This is a genomic window from Brevibacterium sp. FME17 (assembly GCF_014897515.1).
Taxonomy (GTDB): domain Bacteria; phylum Actinomycetota; class Actinomycetes; order Actinomycetales; family Brevibacteriaceae; genus Brevibacterium.
Genome location: NZ_JABUYD010000025.1, coordinates 25,879 through 44,330, shown reverse-complemented (window position 1 = coordinate 44,330; position 18,452 = coordinate 25,879). Strand labels below are relative to the sequence as shown.

Below are 18,452 nucleotides of genomic sequence, written 5' to 3'. Positions count from 1 at the left end.
CCATGGATGAATCAATCACTATCGAGACGATCCTCGACACGCAAGAGGCGCAGCAGAACACGATCGAGAAGCTCACGCGCACAGTGACCGAGCAGGCCGGCACTATTGACGAATTGCAGAAGAAGGTCGACAACCTTGAAGCGTTGAAAGGCTGATGAGCCATGGCCTCGAAGAAGCGGTCAACAGCTGACCGGGACGCTGAACTCGAAACACTGACCCAACAGATCGCCGATGGCGTTGCGAAAGTCTCCGCTGACGACGCCGGGGAATGGCGGAAGTTCCTCGACTTTGCCAAAGGGTTCCACACGTACTCGTTCCGAAACCAAATGCTCGTGTACCTGCAAAATCCCAACGCCTCTCTCCTGGCAGGCTATCGCGATTGGCAATCCCGTGATCGCCAAGTCATCAAAGGCGAAAAGGGACTGCGCATTCTCGCCCCGGTTATGCGCAAACTTCCGTTCGACCAGAACGGGCAGCCCATCGACAAGGACGCGCTCAAGAACTACGCGAAAGGCGACGTTACCTGGAAACGCCGCATGGTGGGAGCTCGACCGACATCGACATTCGATGTCTCCCAGACCGATGGCGCACCGATCCCTGAACCGCCTACACCGACGCTCCTCGAAGGGCAGGCACCTGAACACCTCTGGGATCGCCTCGCCGGGATCGTCTCTGAGAACGACTTCACCCTCTCACGCCGTGACCTCGCCGCCGAAGGCAACCAAGCCAACGGATACACCGACTTCACCAATCGCCAAATCGTTGTGCGCACCGGCGTCTCTGACGCCCAGGCCGCGAAAACCCTCGCCCACGAAATCGGGCACATGCTCCTGCACGCTGATGTTGAGGCAGGCGACCTCTTCGCCCACCGCGGCACTTATGAAGTCGAAGCCGAATCTGTGGCCTACATGGTGTCAGCCAAACATGGACTCGACACCAGCGACTACACATTCCGCTACGTCGCCGGCTGGTCCCGCCGTGACCCCGACGCCGTCATCGCCTCTGCCGACCGGATCATGCGAGCCAGCAGACAAGTCCTCGACCGCACCCTCGACCAGAACATCGATTCGGCAGAGAACCAGCAGCGTGCCGAGAAGACTCTCCAACGGTCACAGCAGCAGGAGGTTTCCGCCCAGCGCGTCCAGGAACGCGCAACGCACACCGCACCGACTCAAGCGGCGCTTTCAGCAGAACGTCATGCCCAGATGCAGGCCGCCGCTCAACAGCACTACCAGCAGAACATGCAATCCGACGACGGGGCCGGTCCCCGGCAGTACCTCGACGGCAGGAAACTCGGAGCCCTCGTCGCCGGTGCCGCGATCGCAGGATACGCGACGAAGGAATGGACCGACCTCGTCGACCACCTCCACGAGAACGGGTACACCGATGACGAGATCATGGCCGGCGGCCTCGGCGTCGAGACGAAATACGGCACCGTCGTCGACCGCTTCCGCGAACGCATCACCCTTCCCATCCATGATGACAACGGCGAGATCGCAGGCTTCATCGGCCGCGCACCCGACCAGCGCGACGAACGCGCACCCAAATATCTCAACACTCCCGCCGTCGACGGCTTCAACAAGTCCGAGACCGTTTACGGCCTCCACCAAGCCACCGACCGGGAGACGTTGAAGAGCATCGTCATCACCGAGGGACCATTCGACGCCGAATCCATCAACGCGGCCGCCATCGACCAGGACCGGACCGATGTACTCGGCGTGGCCACAGCCGGCACCGCACTGACCCAGACCCACGCCGAGAAGATCGCCGCGGCCGCACAGGCTCACGACGCCGACATCATCCTCAACTTCGACCCCGACGATGCCGGACAGGCCGCAACACAGCGCGCTATCGGGCTCCTCCCCCACGACCGCCTCAAAGTCGCCCCTGCCGTCGGAGGCCAAGACCCCGCCGAGATCCACCAGAACCTCGGCGCCGGCCCACTCATGGCCACCGTCGACGTTGCCAGACCCCACTACCAATGGGAACTCGACCACCACCTCGACGCCGCAGCCAACCTCGAAACTATCCCCGGTCGAGCGAATGCAATTGATAACGCGCAACCGATCATCGGCCAAGCACCCGAACACGAACAGGACGGCCTATGGCGGACCGTCAGCGAACAGTTGAACGTCCCGATCGAAGACATCGACGCGCAAGTGCAATTCAGCCGCGACGACGCCCCGATCGATCTCGACCACGAACAGGGCCACATCGACAGGTCCGCCATGACTGTGACAGACCAACTGCGTGCAACAGTCGACGACATTCATGTCGATGCTTCCCAGCTTCTCGCTGCCGACGTCGAAGACCCGTCACCGTTGCTGACTCGCGAAGCCGACACCGACCATCCCAGGATCACGGAAGTCGAGCACGAGACACAGATCGCGCACTAAAAATGGTCCGTCCTGCTTACCTTTCACCAGGTAAGCAGGACGGACCATATGCTTCTCACCGACGCTGAGTAGAAACCTCCATGAGCCCCGCAAAGTCCACCTGGACACGTTTCACGGCGTCTCACCTTTCTCCGTGTCCTGTGCTTGCTTCTTTGGCTGGTCCTCGGCCGAATCATCAGCTGGGACCGAGCTGCCGAACTGACCAACCAAGAAATCATCGAACTCGCCACGATCGTTGTTGGCATCTTTGAGAGAGAATTTTGTCCCCGGCATGTCGGGAGCCGGCTGCACCTCCAAGCCCCAGCTTTCGTTGAAGATCCGATTCATACACGGCCAGAACCACCGATCGAGCCACGCGATCATCTCCGTCGTTGGAGCCTCCGGTGTCGTTGACGTGTACGCCTCATCATGTGAGGCTTTCAACGCCAATAGCTCATAGACGACAATCGGCTGCTTCCACCACCAGTCGGGAATCCGCCACTTCTGCTTGGTGTGCTTCGCCGACGTTCCGAAAATGTCGTTGAGATAGTCCACGAACGCAGCTAACTCAACCCAGAGTTCGAGTTTGCCCTTATCGTCCAGTGCTTCGAAACGGTACCGGCGCGGCCGCCGATCCTTCTTCTGTTTCACTAAGCTTTGGACCAAGTCAGCAAGTTCCTTGACCACGGATTCCAACTCACCGTGTCGTTCCTGCTGACCTTTAAGCTCAACGGCTTGGCTATTCTGTCGGTCGGCGATCGCCTCCAACGTATCCAGAATTGCCTTCATTTCGAGATCCGCCTTCGGAGTCTCTTCGAGATCTCCCCAACCTGCATCCTCACTCATGATGAGACGGCCTCCAAACCAGTCACCCGCGAGTACTCCCGCATTCCCTCATAAATCAGATCCACGTCGGGCCGCTCCCAGAACGGAGTGAGCTCTACATACATAAACGGCATCCCGCCGTAGAACAGCAACGCCCTCCCCCTTGGAATCAGACCAACGTCCTGTGGCCGCCAAGCGTGCTCCCACTGCGACGACACACTCTGAGACGCTGCGCCCTGTTGGCTACCGGACGAAAACGAATACTGAGCAGCACGATACTCAGTCGTCCGTTCAGACAACTCCTTCTTGAGATCGTCCTCTTTGATCCGAGACAGGTAGTATTCCGCGGTCGCGTTAGCAAACACTGCCTTCGTTACCTCCTCGCCCCAGGCGATTCGGCACTGCGCTCGTGACTGAGCTAGCCCCATCAGAGTGATACCGCGACCACCACTGTCAGAAATCTTGTTCTCCATGTCTGGCAATGGCGCAATGTTCGTCAACTCATCGAGCACACACCGCAGAGTCGGCCAGAGCCTTTTCCCCGGCTGTGTTAGGGCGAATTCCTGTGCCGTGCGAATCACGAAGTCGGTAAACAGGCTGATCACCGGAGCGATCGCCCCTCCCCCGGATTTCGAGAGCACATACAGCGTCTTCCTCGATCTCAGAAACTCATACACATCGAACTGTTTCTCACCTGGGGCCGGACACAACATCTCAAGCACCTTCGGTGACCGCAATGGCATCAGAGTCTCCGACAGCGTCATCATCAATGACCCCACCGTCTGATCAGACTTCGATTGAGTCACGCTTCGCAACTGATCTGGCCAGCCTGCCGCGACTGCATCCTCGGACGTGGTCAGAATTTCGTAGGCCTCGGGATCTTCAAAATCACTGGCCCACCGCAGCACGTCGCGCATCGAACCGCCCTCGCGCACCGCTGCCGCATGCAACCACGCAGCCAGCGTCGAAGCAGCAAGGTTGGTGAAGAATTCGATGTTTCCTGACCCTGACTGCATAACCCGACCCCCCGTGGCCAGAGCCTTACCCCTCTCCATAGCTTCGTCGAGATCTTCACAGCCCCCGACCGGGTTCCACTTAGTCTGATCAGGCCAACCAGTGATCCCCTTCGGATCGAAAACCAGCACACCTCCGCCCTGCATTTGCGAACGGATGTACCACGTGTAGAAAAATGTGTCTGGCTTAGTCGACGTCGCCAACACGGCACCCGGTGCAGAGAGAATCCAGTCGACGACCAAGCTCGACGTCTTACCCGAACGCTGGGGCGCGATGCACATGAAGGTGTCTTCGTGCTGACCGTAGAGTTCCTTACCCATCACATCAACTTTCCGAGATAGATCACGCGCTCCTCATCGGGCACGTCGCTAGGCAAAATCTTTCGGGAGTACTTCAACGCCTCCTGCTTGTGCAGCGGCATCACATCCTCAGCCAACGTCCCCCCGGTCTCACGCGTCTGCCGCTTGTGGCCACGACGAGACAAGAACCAAAAGGTCAGCACCCCGATTGCGATGACAAGAGGAACGAACAAAACGTATACCGCGACCGAGGGAGCCTCGATTGTTGTGTACCCATCCAGCGGATGCCATGGCGAACGGAGGATCGCCGACAGTGTCTCGGACAGCGACGGCTTCTGCTCCTCACCCATCAGACTCAGGCACAGCATCACAATGATGTGAAAGAGACCAACAATCGCGAACGCCAGACACATGAGGGTCAAGAAGAGTCCCGCACCGGTCATCGGCTGTCGCGGCCGTGAGGCAGTTGCGTCACTCATGCCGCACCGACCAGCTCATCAACCGTGTTTTTAAGGTTCATACCAGCGTCGGTGTCCGTGAAGCGCTTCTCAAGTTCCGAACGGACGTGCTCGACGCGGATCTCGCGCCTCGTACCGATCTTCAAGAAATGTTCACCCGGAACCAGGTCGCGCAAAGCCTCCGCATTTCCCGGATCAATACCGAACAAGCGAACGATTTCACGCATATCATCATCCTGTTCTTGCTTGAACAGATGAGCCGTCTGCGCCTCCTGAATCAACGAGATCGCGGCCGAATCGCGGGGAATGTCGGAGAGGTGGTGGAAGGCTGTGACGATCTGCAAACCTAACGCACGAGAGAGTTTTGCGTTCGATTGAAGCAACTCACCGGCACTCCCACGGGTCAGATACCAACCCTCCTCAGCCACCATGGTCGTGTTCCACCCTGGCTGGTGCCGGAGCATCCCCAACAGCCACGCGTTACCGACTGCCATGACCATCGAGATGGATGGCCCCACTTCGGGCAGTGCGGAAATGTCGAATGTGGTCAGCTTCTTGTTCAACGACACATGCTTCGACGTTTCCCCGTCGAAGAGACCCGCTAGCGAATGACTCTGCAATTCCTCGAACATGAACTTCGTCTTCCACGCCGCGAGCTCAAACTCCTCACGCACACGTGACGGCATCCCTTTGAAATCATGGTCATCTGGTACCAAGTGCAGGCGACTCACGAAATCCTCGAGAACTGGAACGCGCCGTGCTGATTCGAACTCTCTGAGCACCATCAAGTGCGCTGCCTCGATCGCCTTCCGTTCAAACCGCTCAAGCTTTCGCGACTCCGCCAGCTCCGCCATGGTGAACAAGAGCGACTGCTGAGTCTCCCGGCCACCACCCTGCAGAATCACTGGATCGAGAATATTCAGCACAGTGCTGCTCTTCCCATCACCACCGACCTCCATTCTCATGGGCTCAGAGCCCATCAGTCGGGTCAGCTCTGCGTACTCGCCTTCCTCGTCGCTGTTAATCGTCCCGTCGGTGCGAGGCTTCTTGTCGAAGACCACAGCCCGACGTTTACGCATCGTCAACTGACGCGCAACGTACAGCGATTTGATCAAACTCGACTTCGAACTGCCCAGGACGCCCATTAGCACCGCGTTCGCTGACGAAATCTCTTTTTTCTTATAAGCACTGATGGGATCGGAAGCAACCGTTGCCCCGGACAGTTTGTCGCGTCCAATGACAAGAGCCTCCTCACCTGTCGGTGCCCCGATCAGAGCAGTATTGAGGACCTCTGACTGCCGAGTCGTCGACGGAGCTCCCGTGTGCTTCGGACTGTAGAAGCCCCGTTTAGCCAGAGCCTTTATCCGGCGGACTCGAAATCCTCGGGTTCTCGACACCGTCTCCTCAACAGGGGTCTCCTCCTCACCCTTCGTTCCTCGCCGGTCACGTCGCTTCGGCAGCGCGTCACCCTCGACGACGGTCTCTGTCTCGTCGGCTACTAGCTGATCTTTGAGCGTCTTCACGTCAGAGCCTCCTTCGATGAACCTGAGTTGCTACCGATCTTCACTGACGACAAGAAGCTGTCCTTTTCGGGGACCACACCACGCATCACTGGCCACGTTGATGCCGCGGCCGCGGACTGGAAGGTGTCTTCCCACAGCAGACGGCTGATTCCGGCGGAGTCGGCGGACTCTTCAACTTTGACACTGGCCTCTCGTAGTTCCTCGACTGACCTGGCCGAGATCGTGATGAATCCACCCCACGATGTTCCGTGATGGCCAGAGCCATTCGATAAATCGTGGACTCGACGTGCTGACGCGGTCGCCGCCATTTCCATGTCGTCGTCCATGATCCGGCCCTTTCGAGCCTGCTCATGCCGTTCTGCTTGGTCCGCAGTGTGATCTGACCGTGCGCGGCTCTTCGAGACCCGAGCAGGAATGAGGTGGAGATGTGTCGCGATAGTTCGCACGATCTGATCCGACAAGCCAATGAGCAAGGGGCTCAAGAACAGACCGTCGACTTCACGCTGTTCGAACGCCGCCGGCGGTAGCCACGCGGTGCGGTGATACCACGACGTCTGCTCGTGAAACACGTCTGGATCGTAGCGATCAGGATATTCGCCCACGACCTCCGTGTGAGACCACTCGTCATGCGAGGGGAACCAGCACGTCTCCGGTGTGACATCAGATGCACGATCAATGGGCCAATCAGGATGTTGCAAGTGCCGGAGCACCGCGGCAACCTGTGGCCCGGACAGCGAGTGAACTCCGGTGAACATGGCCTCACGGAAACGACGCAGCGCCGATTCCACCTGCTCATCGATGACCGTCAACCACCCTTCTTCTCCTGAGCCTCGGCGAGATGATGCAAAACCAAACGCAGGAGTGAGATTGAACCGAACCACTGCGAAATGACGCTGCACAAACGACGACTGGCCCAGCTCATCAAGCACCGACTGATACGACGCGATGATGAAGTCATCCACGTCCTCATCAAGCTGAGACTGCATCCACGCCTCATGTTTCGCCGAGTCCACAGGAATGACCCGCGTCATCATCTGAATGCCACTGACTAGCTTCGAGGAAGCACCCCAGCCGGCCAATAGCTGACCGAATCGATACTGTGCTCGCGAGATATACTCATCGCCGTGGAGCCCCTGGACGGGACCATCGACTGCGAACACGACCGACAGGTATGGCTCTTCACCCGTGGGCACGTGCTTTGCAACGGCCGTCGCACCGGCTTCTTGCCGAACCCACGACAGACCCTCGACTCCGTCAGGAACATCACGATAGGCCGCGAGCTCCTTGTACTTCCTCTTCCGCTCTCGACGAGTCAGCCCGGAAACATCCGGTGTCCTATCTTCGACTGGAATGAGGTCATAGGGGATGAAATCATCAGTGCCAGATCTCCGGCGCTGTGCCATCCTCCCCTTCTTCACCCACCCGTGCCATGGTGGCTGACCATCAGCGTCCTTGCGGAGGCCGATCAACACCACTCCGAGAATGATGATGCCGATGAAGAACCCCCACATGCCGAACCGGTTCATCAAGACCAGCCATAGAGCCACTGCACCAAGGGCCACGCCGAGTTCGGTCTTGCTTCTGCGTCCGGATAGGAAACCGCGGTGGCCTTCTTCGCCACCAATCACGGAAGTACGCATGATTACCAGTCCTCTCCTGTGTCGTTGATGCCTCTGGCCTGGTCCTGCATGCCAGATGTCAAGGCCCGACCCGTGTTCTGCGTAGTCTGAGCCGCGCCTCTGGCACCAGCACGAGCGGCCATACCAGCACCGACGAGTCCAGCACGGGCCGCCTTGCCAGCAACTCGACCGGCACTACGCCCTGCATTCGCAAGCCGCTTGTTGACCTTCTTCGACGGCTGTGGAGCGACGGAACGAGCCTGAGAAGACTGGCCATCGGGACGCCCCGCAGCGTTCTCCTTCGGGTCACCACCACCGCCACTACCGGCGGTTGCACCTTGTGCACCGGAGCCTTCACTTGATCCGGAGGCCTGTCCGCTACGGCTCGACTGTTGTTCACCGGCAGTACCAGTAGCTCCTCCTGGTGGTGGTGAAGTACGTCCACCACCTCCACCGGAACCGCCGCCAGCGCCTCCGCTGGCTCCTCCGCCAGATCCCGACCCGGATGACATGTTGACGGTTTTCGAACCACCACCGCCACCCAATCCGGACCCTCCGCCGCCGAAGCCGCCAACGGGATTACTGAACGAACCAGCCTTCGATGCCGCGCCCTGTCCTTTCGGCATGATCGGCACGAGCGCAACCAACAGGAGGGGAGATACAGCGGCAAGAGCGAAGATAGTGATGGCAACAAGAATCCCTCCCGTGTTCGTCAGAGCCGCGTCTTCGCCTCCATCCGAGGTGAAAAGTTCCTGTTGCAGCAGTTGCAAGCCGATTCCAATGATGAAGAACAACAACGGTCTCGACAGCAACACCGTCAAGATAATCGTTGGGATCTTCAACGATCCTCCACGCGTCTTAGCACTCACAATCCATGCCAGAGCCAGTGGAATGAATATCCCACCCAACGTGACCGTGACATCCTGGATAACCAGGGCAAGGAACACGACGAGGCCCATGATGGCCAACAAAGCGAAGGCAATGATCGCGCCAAGAGTCGACCCGATCAGCTCACCTGTTGAAGCCTCCTCCAACAGTTTGTTGAGCTTGTCCTGGTTCTCTCCCCAAATGTCGTTAGACCCTGTCAAGGTATCCAGCACACCATCAGTGAGGTGACTGGTACCAGCGATGAAGAAATGCACCAACCATGGGGAGAACAGCGCTCCAGCCCAATATGCGGGAGTCCACAACACCAGGTTCTCCTGCATTTCATCAGCGGTGATCTTGTTCCTCCCCAACTGCACGAATTGCAGGAGAAGGACAATGGCGAAGACGATCACACCTATCCCGAACGTCGCCTTATATGCGTCGACGAACCAGTCGTAACCTTTGCCATCCTTGTCAGCAATCGATGGCGCAGTTGCGGTATCCGCCTTTTCGAGAATCCAGTGAGTCATCGACGAGGCTGAGTTCGCGAAGTGTCCGAGGATGCATCCGAACGCGTCGACCGAACATTTGACGACCTCAGTGAGTTTGCCACCACCGTTGTCGCACAAGAACCCGGAGATTCCGATCAGGTGTCGGCACTCATCAGGAACATTCGGATCATTTTCGCGATCGTCTTTGGCTTTGTCTTTGCCCGACTTGTCGTCGTCGTCCTTGTCTTTGCACTCCTTCTTGTCCTTGTTATCGGCCTTCGAGCAATCCGGCGGGGGCTCCTTCTCCCCCAGGTACTCGCGCCACTCTTTATCAGGCATGTAGGGGTATTTGCGTTCAGTGAGTACCTTGCCGATGCGCTGAATCACAGCCTTCATGTTCGGCGACATCTTCTCGTACTTCGACGCACCCATCAGCTTGACGTATGGCTGGATGTCTTGGTCAGTCCATTGATAGTTCTTCAAGGACCCGTCTGGATCGGCTGTCACTTTAGCGTCGATGTCCCATGCTTGATTCGCAACCGCTTCGGCGAGAGGCTGGCCGTTCTCGCCCTTCCACGCCTTATGGAAGGTTTTAATCTCATCGTCAGAGAGTGCATTCCAGAGTTTGTCGACCATCAAGCCAGACTCATGCCCGTACTTCTTCGAATCCTGTAGCTTCTCATCGGCGATCGGGGCTTGCCACTCGGGATACCACTTGCCTCGGTCGAAATCCTTAGCGTCGGGATTCGTAGAGCCATCCTCCATCGCCATTCCCTCTGGATCGGCGTCGGACTGGCTTTGGGACATCGCTTCAACGAACGCCGGAGGTGGAGCTGCCACCGATTCTTGAGACGAGACATTTGCCGCAGCGGTCGCTGCCTCGGCAGTTGTTGGGTCTGTGATGAGTCCGCCGGACAGGAGCACGCCGCAGCAGATCATGATGCGGACGGCGTAACTGAGCATCTGCTTGACCATCACTGATCAGCCCTGCACGGATTCGAGAACGGAATCTCAGGAGTTTCCTCACCGCCGTTATAACGCTTGGGGATCTCCGAGATTTGTTCTTCGTTGAAGGAAGTGCTGTACTGCCATTTGCCTTCTTTGCGAGGGTCGAGCAGGAACCCATCAGTGATTGTTACTGTTTCAGATGTCTCATCGGAGTAGTTCGTCACGACATCGCGCTTGAGAACAACGGCCCAAACCCCCAAAGTCTCGTCACGATAGACCCGATACGTCGAGGTCGACGTATCAGTCCGTCGTGTCAGGATCTCAGGGTCGATCTCTTGGCGGTTAGGAAGCTCGTGAGCCCACCCGTTCTCCCAGCCTCGCTCGAAGAGCGGTTCGACCTTGTCGTCCATGGCGGGATCGACGGGGAACTCCGTGATCCACCGGGAGAACGCCGCGGCGAACGTCGCCGCCCCCTTGTCAGTGATCGGAAGCTCATCATGGGCCGCGACCACCGCCTCGTGGGCGTCCTCGCCGCCAAAGCACGCCTCGGCGACTTTCAGATCACCAGGAGTCTCCGCCGTGCCGTCGGCACTCGGCTCATCGCCGGAATCCTTGTCTCGGGTGAAGAACAGTGTTCCGCCCACGCCGAGAGCTGCCACCACGACCAGAGTCACGATCCATGCCCACAAAGGGATGGACCGCTTCTTCTTCGAGTCTTCACTCATCGGTTGTGCTCCTCATCATCGTTGACCGGAGGAGCTTCCTCTTCGGACAAGCCCATCCGGCGTCTTACTGCGGCAGCTCCGGGATAGCCATATGCGGGATAGCCGATATCCACAACCTGCTGCGCCTTTACGTCGAAGTACATAGGCGACCTGGTGAACTGGCTCTCTCCGAGTAGAGTTCCGTGGTTTGAGTTCGAGGCTTCGGCCATGGTGATCTCCTAATCCCGTGGTTGACGGTTGAAATGCTTAGCCGGCGACGAAGATGATCGCGCCCATAATCACGCCGAATCCAACGAGTCCGATGAGCGCGCCACCGGCCCACAGTGCAGAGGTCTTCGCGTCATCGGCCTGTCCCGGCATGTTCGTCTCTCGTGCCTTTTTCAACGCCACCAGTGCCCAAATCAGTGATGCAGCCGCGACCACGATCGCGAGTGCCCAGAGGCCGCCGAAGAGCTTCTGCCACCATTCGGTAAAGGCCCCACCGAAGGCGTCAAAATCTGGTCTGACGTCCCCATCGAAGGGGTTATCAATACTGGCCACGACCTGCTGAGTCACCGCCCCAGCGGCGTCCAGAACCGGGGATGGGTCGAGTGCGAGGGTAAACGGGTCCATGTCTATCTCCTTGTGCTGTTCGGTTACTTCACATTGATGGAAGCGGCAATTGCCGCGGTGACTTTTGTCCACGCCACGTGCGACTCACGTGACAGGTCTTCGAGGACGATCGGCCCATCGTTATCAAGAGCCGGATCGTAGGGGACATGCATGATTGATTCGACGCCGAGTTCGTCGAGACTCCGCAGCAGATCGTCTGCCAGTCCCGGAGTCTGCCGTTTCCCGTCGTTCGTGATCACGACAGTTGCGCGCTTCACCAGCCCCGCCGTCTCCGGCTGCCCACGGAGATCATGGAGGAAACTCAGCGCCTTGTTCGCGTGGTCGGCACGCACAGGCACCGGAACCACGAGCGCATCAGTCTTGGCAAGCACATTCGTGAACAATGACGACTCAGGGTCATTGCCAGTGTCGGTGACGATGATGCGGTGCGTGTGATCGAACACCTCCGTCAGCCGAGGAACATCGTCTCCGGTCATCACCCTTTTCCCGGTCGATCCGAGCACCTGCGCGTACGAAGTCTGATCAGTGACGTACGAGGACAGCACGCCCGGTGTGCGCACCTGCTCGGCATCTTTGAGGAGCTGGTTGAGTCCACGCGATGACCGGCCCTCAGTCCGGGCCGCGAGGGTGCCCTCGGCCGCGGTGGCTTCCCAGACAAGCGTCAATCCGCCCTTGAGCCACGCGAAGAACCCACCGACTGTCACAGCGGTGGGAGTCTTGCCTGACCCGCCCTTGTCGTCGGCAACCGTCACATAAATGGGCCTCGGCCAGGTTGTCTGCCTAACGAACTCTTCATGCTCCCGATGTTGCACTTCCATGACTCCAGGGTTCACTCGAATTCCTGCTCGGCTCAGAGTGCCCCGGAATCCCCACTTTGCAGGGCGCGGTCTGCGGCGGCGTCCAGAGAGAAGTTCAGGACGGGCAAGAGGGCGTGGCGGTACGTCGAGCGCCGAATCTTCTGCAATCTCGGGCTCGCTTGGCTCTTCGTCCTCCTCCTCTGGGAGGTCTTCGACCACTGACACTGGCGGGTCTACGGACTCGTCGGTGTCGTGGTCAATCTCCGGGGGCTCAGCGACACGTTCGTCATACGAACCGTATCTCGCAGCGCCAGCGAATCTCGGGTGAGGCATCTCAACTCCTTCGAAACGATCTGTAATGATCTATTGCACAGTCTACCATGTTCCCATATGCTGGTAACAGAGGAATTAATGTTTTTTAGGGTTAAATCATTCCTAACGGTGACCAAACAGTCCCTACAGGAGCATCTAAGAACTAGGTGGTATAACTGATGCGACGTGCTTTTTGCAGAGTGGAAGCTCAAGAGGGAGTTCAGTGTGACTACAGACCGGGCCGACTGGCAGGCCATGTCAGCGCGGGAAACGGCTGCCTGGTTGCAGCTGAGCGAATCAACGGTCAAAGATCTCACCGATTCTTCCCGCCTTCCCTACAGTGCGTTAGCAAGTCGTCGTCGGTACTGGCAGCCGACTCTCATCGAAACGCTGTTCCCCCAGGTCGACCTTGCGGAGGTTGCGCCTGATGATTGTGAAGTCATTGACCCCGGCGAACTCGCTCACCGCCTTGGAATCTCGCGACAATCAGCTCGCCGTCTCGTCGAGTCTCCGCTCGTGCCCAGTGTCCAGTTCACGCGCGCGATCCGTATCCTGTGGCCACCGATCCGCCATCGCCTCGAAGAAGGGCTCCCGCTGGCAGAGCAATAAGCTCTCTGCCACGTTCCTCACTGGGCAGGAGACTCACCGATGAGTCTCGGCTCTGATACCAAGCCAACCTCTCGCCTCAACGGCATCATCGACGGTGACAGTGATCCCGGCGGTGACGGTGAAGAATCAGCATCCGGTCAGAGCCGTGGTGGTTCAAGCGGTGGAAAACTCGCAGGAGCGGCAGCCGTCAAAGGCGCAGGGAAGGCCGTTAAATCCGGCGGCAAGCTCCTCGTCGCTGTCGTGGGCTGGAAAGCCATTCTCGTCTCCGTCCTCGTCGCGATCGTCATCCTCGTCCTCCTCCTCATCCTCGGACTGGCCATCGGTGTGACCGAGGACGGTGAGAGTGGTGACTGCACCCCTGATGGCGGCCCCGTAGACGTCGGCGATATCTCCCCGAATGAAGAGGCCCATGCGAAGGCCATCCACAAAGTGTTCTCTGCCAAAGGCATGTCGAATCAGAACATCGCCGGCATCCTCGGCAACTGGTCACAGGAATCCGCGAACGACCCCACACGACTCCAAGGCGTCAATTCCGACCCCTACAAAATGACCGAGGCCAAGAAGAAGCAAGCCGAAGGGTTCACCAAAGGCATCGGTCTGGCTCAATGGACCGGCGATCGCAACACCAAACTGCGCGAATACGCCGAGGAGAAGAACAAAAACTGGTGGTCACCCAGCCTTCAACTGACCTATATGACCGATCCCAAGGGCGACAATCCAACCGACGTCGCCATCGTTAAGGACATGATCAAGAAACCACTCGACTCCCCGAAAGCCGCGACTGAGCACTTCCACGACAAATGGGAACGATCGGGAGTGCCCAACATGGCAAACCGCATCGAACAGGCCGAGAAGTGGTACAAGAAGATGGAGAACTGGACGCCCGAGGCCGATGCACAGTCAACCGACGCCATGGGAGCCGACATCGACGCGGCGATCGCCGGAGGCAGCATCACCCAGACGGACATTTCTGGTATCCCCCAAGCTGCCGGGACCGGTGGTGGCGACGAAGAATGCGAGGACGACGGCAGTGGCGGTGGTGAGGCACCGAAAGGCTCGGGCAAGTTCATCCACCCCGCCCCTGGTGCACCACTGACGAGTCCGTTTGGCTACCGCGTCCACCCCATCACCGGGAAGAAGAAGCTTCACACCGGCCAGGACTACGGCGTGGCTTGTGGCACCACTCTCTATGCCGTCGACGCCGGAAAAGTTAGCTTCGCCGGATGGCAAAGCGGCTACGGCAACCGAGTCGAGATCGACCACGGTGACGGCATCATCACCACCTACAGCCACAACACATCACTCATCGCGAAAAAGGGCGACAACGTGAAACAGAATGACAAGATCTCCAAGTCCGGCACTACTGGTGCCTCTACCGGTTGCCACCTTCACTTCGAGGTGAAGAAGAACGGCAAGTACGTCGACCCCTTGGAGTACCTGCCAAAATGAACCGCACACACGCACTCTTCATTGCCTCGATTCTTGCTGTGGCCATCATTGCCTCGACGATCACGGCCTTCCTGATCAACCGCGACACCGAGCCGCAAGCCACACCGACGACGGCCGAGCCAACCAGCGAGTCCCCCGCATCGCCGACTCCGACTGCGACAACACCACCCCAGACGGTGAGCCCAACGGCGACACCACGAGCTGCGCGCGGCCAACCAGACCCGCTTAACGGGGAGTCACAAACCGACGCGACGGACGTCGCAATCGCGATCGCTGAGACGGCGAACAACGTCGATACCCGCATCGACCGAACTCGCGCTGATGCCCATCACCGGGCCGCGTATCTCTACACCCCGGAACTAGTCGTGGAGCTCACTGAGGACAGTGAGAGCGCCGAAGACTGGGAATGGTTGACCTGGTCCAGCAGCGATCTTTTCGCCGTGCCCAAAGTCTCCCGCGTAGATGACCCACAACTACCCGAAAGCAACAAGGTCAATGCCTTCTTTGCTTACCGCATCGATCTCACTCTCCACGGAGCGAAAGGAGACAAACCCCCAGATGCCACGCCCTACATCCAATACATCAACCTCACGCGCGACTCCGACCACGATCCATGGCGAGCAACCAAACTAACCACTTCATACGATCTCGAATGGGGAGAGGCACATGAACACTAAGAAACTCGACAAGATCACGCCGGAATTTCCGGTCCTCCGAGCCGACCTCACAACCCAGCCACCAACCCTGGCCAATCGTGGCGACATGCACGACCTCAACCCGGCACGACCGCATGAGACCGCCATGGACGCCGCGATCGACACCGCACGTCATCTCGGCCGACCCGTGCGCATCACGGTCACCCATCCCCCCATGCACAAGACGAAGCACATCGTCACACCAGAAGGTGAGGTCATCGACCTCGACACCGGCGCGACTTCTTCAACACCGAAGACCACGACCACGACTGTATCCAGCCGCCCGTCGAGACTCCCCCTGCCGAACCTGCCAAAACCGATGCTCATCGGAATGGCAGCGCTTCTCGCTCTCGTCCTCGTCGGCGGTGTCCTCTTTACCGTCATGAGCATCACCTCTGGCAAGGACAAACAAGCCGAGGTGCCACAAGGACCAGGACCAGCCGCCCCGGCCGGTGAACTCTATGCCGTCCCACCACCACCGGGCTTCTCGCCACATGCCGCATGGCAAGTACCCGTAGGTGAAGACACCGTCATTGACGTCAATGACGCCGGTGCAGTTGCCGCGATCACCCCAAACGACCGGTCGATCAACGCAGACGCATCGGCGAACGAAGATCTCGTGCCGCGATATCTCACGTTCCTCAATGCTGACGGACAGGCCGAGTGGTCCTCACCCCTGCCAGATGAGTCCAAACCCGATGCCGGTCCAGCATTCAGTCGAATCGATGGCACCGATGTCATCGCCGGAGTCTGGAACAACACTCTCGCTTACTGGCCACTCAATGGGGCAGAACCAACTCTGTTGGAACTGCCTACGGCTAGCAAAGTCCACTTCACCGGCACCTCGCCCCTCATTAGCGACGGCAAGGAACAGGCTGCAACCGTCGCCGGTGGCAAGATCGCCAATATCAGTGTCCCTCACCTGACCACGCCGATGTCCGCGGACGAAGGTGGTATCACCTCCGCTGAGGCAACGGGTACATGGTGGATATCGGCGCCGAAGACCACCCCGACTCCCGTAGCTCCCGAGATCCCGAAAGGAGCATCATCGGTTGCTAACGTCGTCCGTATCGTCGATGACCGTGTCATCGTCCTGTGGAACACGCCCCCGGATGATAAGAACCGCGATGTCGGCAAGAACGTCGTCGTTGCCATTCATGACCGCAATGACGGTGCAGCCATCGCGGCGAAGTCTATTGATGGTGCCAAGATCAAGGCCGGAGACGATGTTGTCGCCTCACCAAACGCGATCGGGTTCGGTCCCTTGATTTTCCGTTTCGGTGCAGACGACGCCGCCGTCGAGGAAGTCCCCGATTTCAGTCCCCTCGCGATCACCGCGACGGCAGCTTACGGCGACCGCGGCCGCGATCTTGTCACGCACACAGGCGAGACCAAGCCCCTCGCCGCCAACACAGCACTGCCATGGGCGGCCTCGCAGGCTCGTCTCATCGTCGCTTCGAATTCCACCATCTACGCACTCGATCCAGAAGAAGAACCCGCTCAGGAAGAAGGCGACAAGTAATGCGTACTCTCACCACGATCCTCGCCAGTCTGTTCCTCGTCCTTGGACTCGCTACCGGAGCATCAGCGATGCAACCAGAACCATTGCCCGACGCGCCACAGCCAGAGGCCGGCAACGGGGAAGCGCCAAACACAACCACTCCCCTGCCAAGCCCGACTGAATCCGCGGCACCAGCCCCGGCTCCTGAGGCCGGCGACCAGGCCGAGCAAGGGCAGAAGGGGCCAATCGCTTTGCTCGTGATCCTCATCGTTGTTGGCGTCGCGTGCATGGGTGCCGGCGGATTCCTGCTGTGGAAGTTTGTGCAACGCAAGCAAGCCAAGAAATAGTCACTGCTCTACAGACCAGGGGGTCCGGCCCAATTGGGTCGGACCCCGCTTCATTCCACTTTAAGATCCCCTATTTTCAAACCAACCGCCCACTAGGCTAGCTTTTAACTTAATTAAAAGCTAGCCTAGTGGGGGAGATAGGGCAGGATAGAGGGTATGCCCAAGTACGCTCGCCCTTCCGTCACGCGACCTGTGGAGGCTGCTATTGAGACATTTGGGAACCGCGTGCGCGTGGCCATCATTGGCTATCTTGGTGACCACGCTGCCGCTGACGTCGCCGAGATCGCCCGAGAAGTCGGAGCTTCCCCGGCGACCGTCCACCATCATCTACGCAAGCTCGAAGACCTCGGACTTGTCACAACTGACCCTGCCGAGCCAGCCAAGCGCAATGGCGTCAAGATTATGTATTCTCGCAACTCAGCGGCCCTGCGCAAGCTCTATGCGCACCTCGGTCGCGCCACACGCCTCTAAATCTTTCGAGAACAACTGGACTTTTCCTTACGGTTCGCGGCGTGTCCCCGTACTCGCGCTAGCACGACGAATTAGTCTGGCAATCATGGGAACCTCACGTAACGAAAAAGTGCCCAGCCTACGCAACGAACGCGGAGTAGCTAAGCATTGGCCAGTAGCTAGCCATCGTATTGACCCCAGCCTCAAAGCACTTATTGAACGCACCGCGAAGCGCGTTGACTGCTCTCAGGCGGTTGCTTTGAACCTCATACTCACCCATGTCGAGACGGGCCTTGATGGCCTGCCAACGTGGGTTTCGGAAGAGTACCCGGAGAAGGAGGCTCTAGCGCTCGACAACATCGCTTAGGCAATAAAAAAGGGCACCCGCTCCAACGGGTGACCTTTTCAATATGAATATGTGATCGAGTAACAGCTCGATCCGAATCCGATAGGACTCATTTTGCTACCAAAGCTGAGTTCAGGATACCTCACACCCGAAAGCACAAGCAACGACCGTGGGGCGTGTCCTGACGAAC

19 protein-coding genes are annotated in these 18,452 nt (G+C 58.6%); 9 read left to right on the top strand and 10 right to left on the bottom strand.

The features are described from left to right. The first annotated feature begins 2 nt into the window (after positions 1-2). Together INT40_RS17610 and INT40_RS17605 are read left to right on the top strand one after the other, a co-directional pair. Positions 3-155: a hypothetical protein gene (locus INT40_RS17610; protein WP_193096630.1), complete on the top strand. Its 153-nt coding sequence runs from the start codon at positions 3-5 to the stop codon at positions 153-155. Between the two features lie 6 nt (positions 156-161). Further along, on the top strand, positions 162-2,396 hold the full coding sequence (locus INT40_RS17605; RefSeq protein WP_193096629.1) for a toprim domain-containing protein: 2,235 nt from the start codon (positions 162-164) through the stop codon (positions 2,394-2,396). 111 nt (positions 2,397-2,507) lie between these two features. On the opposite strand, the gene INT40_RS17600 is transcribed toward INT40_RS17605, so the two are convergent. The 10 genes from INT40_RS17600 to INT40_RS17555 are packed head-to-tail and all read right to left on the bottom strand — an operon-like array spanning position 2,508 to position 12,508. After that, a complete protein-coding gene (locus INT40_RS17600; protein WP_193096628.1) occupies positions 2,508-3,221 on the bottom strand; it encodes a hypothetical protein in 714 nt (237 codons plus the stop codon). Further along, complete coding sequence (locus INT40_RS17595) at positions 3,218-4,534, bottom strand: type IV secretory system conjugative DNA transfer family protein (protein WP_193096627.1); 1,317 nt, start codon at positions 4,532-4,534, stop codon at positions 3,218-3,220. Before INT40_RS17595 ends, INT40_RS17600 begins: the two co-directional genes overlap by 4 nt. Then, positions 4,534-4,992 (bottom strand): hypothetical protein, encoded by a 459-nt coding sequence (locus INT40_RS17590; RefSeq protein WP_193096626.1) that lies wholly within the window; start codon positions 4,990-4,992, stop codon positions 4,534-4,536. The genes INT40_RS17595 and INT40_RS17590 overlap by 1 nt, the downstream gene beginning before the upstream one ends. Next, positions 4,989-6,494, bottom strand: a complete 1,506-nt coding sequence (locus INT40_RS17585) for an ATP/GTP-binding protein (RefSeq protein WP_193096625.1) — start codon at positions 6,492-6,494, stop codon at positions 4,989-4,991. The genes INT40_RS17590 and INT40_RS17585 overlap by 4 nt, the downstream gene beginning before the upstream one ends. Continuing rightward, the gene (locus tag INT40_RS17580; protein WP_193096624.1) at positions 6,491-8,134 is read right to left on the bottom strand and encodes an SCO6880 family protein; all 1,644 of its coding nucleotides are present in this window, start codon (positions 8,132-8,134) and stop codon (positions 6,491-6,493) included. The genes INT40_RS17585 and INT40_RS17580 overlap by 4 nt, the downstream gene beginning before the upstream one ends. 2 nt (positions 8,135-8,136) lie before the next feature. Further along, positions 8,137-10,449, bottom strand: a complete 2,313-nt coding sequence (locus INT40_RS17575; RefSeq protein ID WP_193096623.1) for a hypothetical protein — start codon at positions 10,447-10,449, stop codon at positions 8,137-8,139. Further along, positions 10,446-11,144, bottom strand: coding sequence for a hypothetical protein (locus tag INT40_RS17570; protein ID WP_193096622.1), 699 nt, complete (start codon positions 11,142-11,144; stop codon positions 10,446-10,448). Before INT40_RS17570 ends, INT40_RS17575 begins: the two co-directional genes overlap by 4 nt. Then, positions 11,141-11,353: a hypothetical protein gene (locus INT40_RS17565; RefSeq protein WP_193096621.1), complete on the bottom strand. Its 213-nt coding sequence runs from the start codon at positions 11,351-11,353 to the stop codon at positions 11,141-11,143. Before INT40_RS17565 ends, INT40_RS17570 begins: the two co-directional genes overlap by 4 nt. A 37-nt stretch (positions 11,354-11,390) precedes the next feature. Further along, positions 11,391-11,756: a hypothetical protein gene (locus INT40_RS17560; RefSeq protein WP_193096620.1), complete on the bottom strand. Its 366-nt coding sequence runs from the start codon at positions 11,754-11,756 to the stop codon at positions 11,391-11,393. A 23-nt stretch (positions 11,757-11,779) separates the two neighbouring features. Next, a complete protein-coding gene (locus INT40_RS17555; RefSeq protein ID WP_193096619.1) occupies positions 11,780-12,508 on the bottom strand; it encodes a MinD/ParA family protein in 729 nt (242 codons plus the stop codon). Between the two features lie 582 nt (positions 12,509-13,090). On the opposite strand from INT40_RS17555, the gene INT40_RS17550 reads away from it, so the two are divergent. From INT40_RS17550 to INT40_RS17520, 7 genes are all read left to right on the top strand, one after another. Beyond that, positions 13,091-13,474, top strand: a complete 384-nt coding sequence (locus tag INT40_RS17550) for a hypothetical protein (RefSeq protein WP_193096618.1) — start codon at positions 13,091-13,093, stop codon at positions 13,472-13,474. Between the two features lie 39 nt (positions 13,475-13,513). After that, positions 13,514-14,923 (top strand): phage tail tip lysozyme, encoded by a 1,410-nt coding sequence (locus INT40_RS20755; protein WP_226831610.1) that lies wholly within the window; start codon positions 13,514-13,516, stop codon positions 14,921-14,923. Further along, positions 14,920-15,600: a hypothetical protein gene (locus tag INT40_RS17540; RefSeq protein ID WP_193096617.1), complete on the top strand. Its 681-nt coding sequence runs from the start codon at positions 14,920-14,922 to the stop codon at positions 15,598-15,600. Before INT40_RS20755 ends, INT40_RS17540 begins: the two co-directional genes overlap by 4 nt. Then, a complete protein-coding gene (locus tag INT40_RS17535) occupies positions 15,590-17,140 on the top strand; it encodes a hypothetical protein (protein WP_193096616.1) in 1,551 nt (516 codons plus the stop codon). The genes INT40_RS17540 and INT40_RS17535 overlap by 11 nt, the downstream gene beginning before the upstream one ends. Then, the gene (locus INT40_RS17530) at positions 17,140-17,466 is read left to right on the top strand and encodes a hypothetical protein (RefSeq protein WP_193096615.1); all 327 of its coding nucleotides are present in this window, start codon (positions 17,140-17,142) and stop codon (positions 17,464-17,466) included. The genes INT40_RS17535 and INT40_RS17530 overlap by 1 nt, the downstream gene beginning before the upstream one ends. A 156-nt stretch (positions 17,467-17,622) precedes the next feature. After that, on the top strand, positions 17,623-17,937 hold the full coding sequence (locus INT40_RS17525; protein ID WP_193096614.1) for an ArsR/SmtB family transcription factor: 315 nt from the start codon (positions 17,623-17,625) through the stop codon (positions 17,935-17,937). 85 nt (positions 17,938-18,022) lie between these two features. Next, on the top strand, positions 18,023-18,283 hold the full coding sequence (locus tag INT40_RS17520; RefSeq protein WP_193096613.1) for a hypothetical protein: 261 nt from the start codon (positions 18,023-18,025) through the stop codon (positions 18,281-18,283). The last annotated feature ends 169 nt before the right edge of the window (positions 18,284-18,452 follow it).

What these genes read in the sequence shown, in the direction of transcription:
- INT40_RS17610 (WP_193096630.1), top strand. Translation starts at nt 3, where the DNA reads ATGGATGAATCAATCACTATCGAGACGATCCTCGACACGCAAGAGGCG.
- INT40_RS17605 (WP_193096629.1), top strand. Translation starts at nt 162, where the DNA reads ATGGCCTCGAAGAAGCGGTCAACAGCTGACCGGGACGCTGAACTCGAA.
- INT40_RS17600 (WP_193096628.1), bottom strand. Translation starts at nt 3,221, where the DNA reads ATGAGTGAGGATGCAGGTTGGGGAGATCTCGAAGAGACTCCGAAGGCG.
- INT40_RS17595 (WP_193096627.1), bottom strand. Translation starts at nt 4,534, where the DNA reads ATGGGTAAGGAACTCTACGGTCAGCACGAAGACACCTTCATGTGCATC.
- INT40_RS17590 (WP_193096626.1), bottom strand. Translation starts at nt 4,992, where the DNA reads ATGAGTGACGCAACTGCCTCACGGCCGCGACAGCCGATGACCGGTGCG.
- INT40_RS17580 (WP_193096624.1), bottom strand. Translation starts at nt 8,134, where the DNA reads ATGCGTACTTCCGTGATTGGTGGCGAAGAAGGCCACCGCGGTTTCCTA.
- INT40_RS17570 (WP_193096622.1), bottom strand. Translation starts at nt 11,144, where the DNA reads ATGAGTGAAGACTCGAAGAAGAAGCGGTCCATCCCTTTGTGGGCATGG.
- INT40_RS17565 (WP_193096621.1), bottom strand. Translation starts at nt 11,353, where the DNA reads ATGGCCGAAGCCTCGAACTCAAACCACGGAACTCTACTCGGAGAGAGC.
- INT40_RS17560 (WP_193096620.1), bottom strand. Translation starts at nt 11,756, where the DNA reads ATGGACCCGTTTACCCTCGCACTCGACCCATCCCCGGTTCTGGACGCC.
- INT40_RS20755 (WP_226831610.1), top strand. Translation starts at nt 13,514, where the DNA reads ATGAGTCTCGGCTCTGATACCAAGCCAACCTCTCGCCTCAACGGCATC.
- INT40_RS17540 (WP_193096617.1), top strand. Translation starts at nt 14,920, where the DNA reads ATGAACCGCACACACGCACTCTTCATTGCCTCGATTCTTGCTGTGGCC.
- INT40_RS17535 (WP_193096616.1), top strand. Translation starts at nt 15,590, where the DNA reads ATGAACACTAAGAAACTCGACAAGATCACGCCGGAATTTCCGGTCCTC.
- INT40_RS17530 (WP_193096615.1), top strand. Translation starts at nt 17,140, where the DNA reads ATGCGTACTCTCACCACGATCCTCGCCAGTCTGTTCCTCGTCCTTGGA.
- INT40_RS17525 (WP_193096614.1), top strand. Translation starts at nt 17,623, where the DNA reads ATGCCCAAGTACGCTCGCCCTTCCGTCACGCGACCTGTGGAGGCTGCT.
- INT40_RS17520 (WP_193096613.1), top strand. Translation starts at nt 18,023, where the DNA reads ATGGGAACCTCACGTAACGAAAAAGTGCCCAGCCTACGCAACGAACGC.